Source organism: Methylobacterium sp. M6A4_1b (genome assembly GCF_053345175.1).
This window is the reverse complement of the sequence record NZ_JBKEZQ010000068.1, coordinates 1-4,032: the sequence shown is the minus strand read 5'-3', so window position 1 is coordinate 4,032 and position 4,032 is coordinate 1. Positions and strand designations below refer to the sequence as shown.

Below are 4,032 nucleotides of genomic sequence, written 5' to 3'. Positions count from 1 at the left end.
GCCCCTTTTATGGATGGCCCGCCCCTCACTGGGCTTCACTGCTAGGTTTGCAGTGTGGCTCACACGAGGGATGGAGCGGACCGATGGCCATTGCGATACTCGGGATCGATCTGGGCAAGAACAGCTGCAGCCTTGTCGGGCAGGATGCGACCGGTCGGGTCGTCTTGCGACGCCGGATGCGGCGCGAGACGGTGATGACCTTTGGCGCAACGCTTCCAGCTTGCATCATCGCCATGGAGGCGTGCTGTGGCGCGCATCACATGGGCCGGGCGCTCGCCGCTCAAGGCCACACCATCCGGTTGATGTCGCCGGAATATGTGCGGCCCTACGTCAAAGCCCAGAAGAATGACGACCGCGACGCTGAGGCGATCGCAGAGGCTGCGACGCGTCCGACCATGCGGTTCGTGGCATTGAAGTCGGAGGCACAGCTCGACATGCAGACCCTGCACCGGGTGCGGGACCAACTTGTCGGCGAACGCACGGCCCTGATGAACCAGATCCGCGCCATCCTTCTGGAGCGCGGTCACATCGTCCCGCAGGGACGCGCCAAGCTCGCCGCTAGCTTAGAAAATCTGCTCGATACCGAGGCGGTCTCTGACCTCACGCCACGGATGCGCATCCTCGTGGCGGACGTCCGGGATCGCTGGCAGTCCCTCGACGGACGCATCGCAGCCCTCGACGCAGAGTTCGTCGAACAGGCTCGGACCGACGAAAGTGCGCGCCGGCTTACCACCATCCCGGGCATCGGCGCCCTCAACGCGACGGCGCTGGTCGCGGCGATCGGTGATGTGGCGACCTTCGCCCGCGGACGTGATCTGGCGGCCTGGCTCGGCCTCGTGCCGCGTCAGGTCACAACGGGCGGACGACCACGTCTCCTCGGGATCACCAAACGTGGCAGCAAGTACCTGCGCAAGATGCTGATCCAGGGCGCTCGGGCCGCGATGCCGACTTTGCGCAAGAGCGATACGCTGATCGGCCAGTGGCTACGGGGCCTGCTGGCGCGGGCACATGCTAATACCGCCGTCGTCGCGCTGGCAGCCAAGATGGCTCGGACCGTGTGGGCACTTCTGCGCCACGAACGCGTCTATGAGCCGGCAGCGTTGGCTGCCTGAACCGAGCTTGGTCGGCGAAGCCTTCGTCGGCCTTACGTTGTCTGCGAGCGGCGAGAGAAAGATGGCCTGACAGTCGATCGGTGTTCTGGAAGCCTCTGGCGTAAAATGGCGCTCGACGCCGACCCTTTTATGAGGACCAGAACGCGCGGATCTCCATCTTGGCCAATGGCGCTGCCGGAAGGCCGGATACGTTTATGCAGACTGCTCAGACCAGCGGATCATAAGCCACTTGCGGACGGGGCGGGCCATACGTTTTCGCCGGGACAGACGCGCTGTCCAGGCTCGCCCGGCTCCAGTCGATCTCACCCGCCGCGTGCAGGCGCTCCAGTAGGACCTGATGCAGGCGCGTCCACACCCCCGCCTCCTGCCAGCCGCGCAGGCTCCGCCAGCAACTCATCCCGCAGCCGCAGCCCATCTCGGCCGGAAGCATCTCCCAGGGCAAGCCCGAGCGCAGCACGAACAGGATACCGGTCAGTGTCGCACGGTTCTCAATCGGGCGGCGACCGCCCTTCGGGCGTGGCCGGGCCGGCGGCAGGAGTGAGGCGATCGCGTCCCAGAGATCGTCGGGCAGAAGCGGGCGGGCCATGTTGAACAACCCGCCCAAACGCGATCCGTGCCCGTTCTGTTAGACGCTCTTAGAACCTGAGGACGATCCATGGCTGCTCCGGTACCTTTGCCGTGGAAGTTCGGGTTCATCCACACTTTCGGGCTTTGGGATGATTTGGGCGTTGGTTCGGATAGTGACCCGAAGGCAGCGCGATGCTGATCTCGAATCAGTCGATGCCGTTGTTCCTGGGCAGCCTGCACATCGATGACCTCACTCTGGATGGAGCGGGGTTGCTGATCACCGCCGGGACCACGGCAGCCCTTGGTCCTGTTGCGCCTGCGGGTGAGCTTCAGTGCGAGAAGACAGCAGGTATTGGCGCACGTTCAAGGACCGTATTGGCAGGACCGGTCGGTGACGTGGCAGGTGCAGGTGCGCCGCTTCCGCTGCGCCCATTGCAGGGGGATCTTCGCCGAACGCGTGCCGGGCCGGTGTGTCGAACAGCGTGCCGGATGCCTATCTCGAACCCGTGTCTACCGACAGTGCCCGATGGGTTGCACGTGAATAAACTGACGCTTGATCCGTCCAGACTGTTGCGTCTTGCCAGGACCACCGCTGCACAGCGCGTTTCTCCGGCTTGTGGCCAAAAGTCTTCGCGGGTCCACATCCGCTACTGGCGAACGCTCCAAGACCTGCAGTGGCAGGACCGTGCCGTCACGTGGCGCGTTGAGGTGCGCCGCTTCCGGTGTAGCCATTGCCCGGGCCAGATCTTCGTCGAGCGCATCCCAGGCTTAATGGGATCCAAGGCGCGCCGGACCACGCGCCTCGCCGAGGCACAGACCGAGGTCGGCATGATGCTGGGCGGCGAAGCCGGAGCCTGGCTGTCGCTGCGGCTGTCCATGTCGGTGAGACTCACCTTGGCTCGCCTGAGCCATTCTTCGAGTTGGTCGGGCTCGTTTCCTCGCACCATCGTCTGGAAGGCGCCGACCACCTCGCGTGCCTCGACCAGCGCCGGCACCCCTTCCTCGACGGCAGCCACGGTCAGCGTCTCCGCCTTGGTCAACCGGTCGCGACCCGTCGTCAGCAGCCGCGCCAAGGTTCACGTCGACGGCACACGCTGAAGCCGCTCGATGTTGGCCTGCTCCGCGCGTCGGCGCCGCGTCGCCCATTCCCTGATCACGCGAAGCGATCCTCGGATGCCCTGTGCCCTCGTCATTCGCCAGAACTCGGTCGCGTTGCGACTGCCAGCGTCTCAGTGGGCGTCGAGCCAAGGCAGATAGGCGTCGAGCGAGCTCTGGCGGACCCGGAAAACGTCCGTGCGCTCGCCGCGCAGGACCGCACGCACCACCTTGCGGCTGTGGCCCAGTCGCTGGCTGATCCGGCGGATCGGAATGCCTGCTTTTAGCGAGCGCGCGGATGGCGACGTCCGCCTCTTCCCGGCGCAGATAACCCTCGTACCGGATGCGCTCAGCCGCGGTGAGGAGCGCCGGATCAAGGATAGCTGCGCCAACGACCTCGCGAACCTGACGCATCAACCTGCGCACGGCGTCGAGGAAGCCGCGGCTGGCGTTCTCCATGAGGTGCCAGCGGTCGGCGACTTGGATAGCCTGCGGCAGAGCGCGGGCGATGGCCTCACCATATCCGCCGCCGCGGTCGCGGGCGACGATCTCGATCGAGGCGTTCTGCTTTAGCCAGGTCTGTGCGGTGGCCTGTTCGCGGTCCGGTAGGAGCGCCACGATGCGGCGGTGTTCGAGATCGCAGACCAGAGTGCCGTAGCGGTGGTTGCGTCGCCAGGCGAAGTCGTCGATGCCGATGACACCGAGAGGATCGGACGGTGTCATCGCCCGACGGCGGACGACGCGCAAGAGCGTGTCGCGACTGACCGGCAACATGAGGCGCTGGGCGAGGCCTGCACCGGGCCGACCACCGAGCGCGAGACCGAGGTGATGGACGATCTGTTCCAGCCGCGAGGTGCGTCGCGCGAAGGCGGGCAGAACGCCGTCGGGAAAACGCTCGGCGAAGATCTTCCGCCTGCAGGCAGCTGCGTCGCACCAGAAGCGTCTTACGACGACCTGGAGCTCGACGCGCCGGCCACCGAGCGGCAGGTCGGCGGCACGGCGCTGGTAGCGGCTTTGGATGCGACGTGAAGAGGTTCGGCAGTCTGGGCAAGTCGCCGTCGCAGATCCGGACCTCACGACCAGACCGATCCGAACGATGCCTACATCGAGGTGATCGACGACGAAGCCGGCAGGTACGAGACTCGACGGCCTGAAGCGGGGGCGCATGCTGCGGCTCCATTCTGGATATCCGCGCCCTCAACGCTGCCGGCATCAGCGAGAGTAGTCAGAGCCAAAGTTGCACGCCGAAACACAGTCC

At 65.7% G+C, this 4,032-nt stretch carries 1 protein-coding gene and 4 pseudogenes; 3 read left to right on the top strand and 2 right to left on the bottom strand.

Annotated features, from left to right (window positions below):
* Positions 1–83: 83 nt before the first annotated feature.
* Positions 84–1,112 carry an IS110 family transposase gene (locus ACLBWX_RS22975; RefSeq protein ID WP_447678112.1) on the top strand — a complete coding sequence of 343 codons (1,029 nt, stop codon included), beginning with the start codon at positions 84–86 and terminating at the stop codon, positions 1,110–1,112.
* Positions 1,113–1,356: 244 nt separating this feature from the next.
* Here ACLBWX_RS22975 and ACLBWX_RS22970 read toward each other — a convergent pair.
* A pseudogene (locus tag ACLBWX_RS22970) lies at positions 1,357–1,698 on the bottom strand (transposase); the annotation flags it as partial.
* A gap of 194 nt (positions 1,699–1,892) precedes the next feature.
* Between ACLBWX_RS22970 and ACLBWX_RS22965 the strand changes: the two are divergent.
* Positions 1,893–2,145 (top strand): annotated as a pseudogene (locus ACLBWX_RS22965) (ISL3-like element ISMdi2 family transposase); the annotation flags it as partial.
* A gap of 23 nt (positions 2,146–2,168) precedes the next feature.
* Positions 2,169–2,402: pseudogene (locus ACLBWX_RS22960) on the top strand (transposase family protein); the annotation flags it as partial.
* On the opposite strand, the pseudogene ACLBWX_RS22955 reads toward ACLBWX_RS22960, so the two are convergent.
* A pseudogene (locus ACLBWX_RS22955) lies at positions 2,327–3,941 on the bottom strand (ISL3 family transposase). The pseudogenes ACLBWX_RS22960 and ACLBWX_RS22955 overlap by 76 nt on opposite strands.
* Between the last annotated feature and the right edge of the window lie 91 nt (positions 3,942–4,032).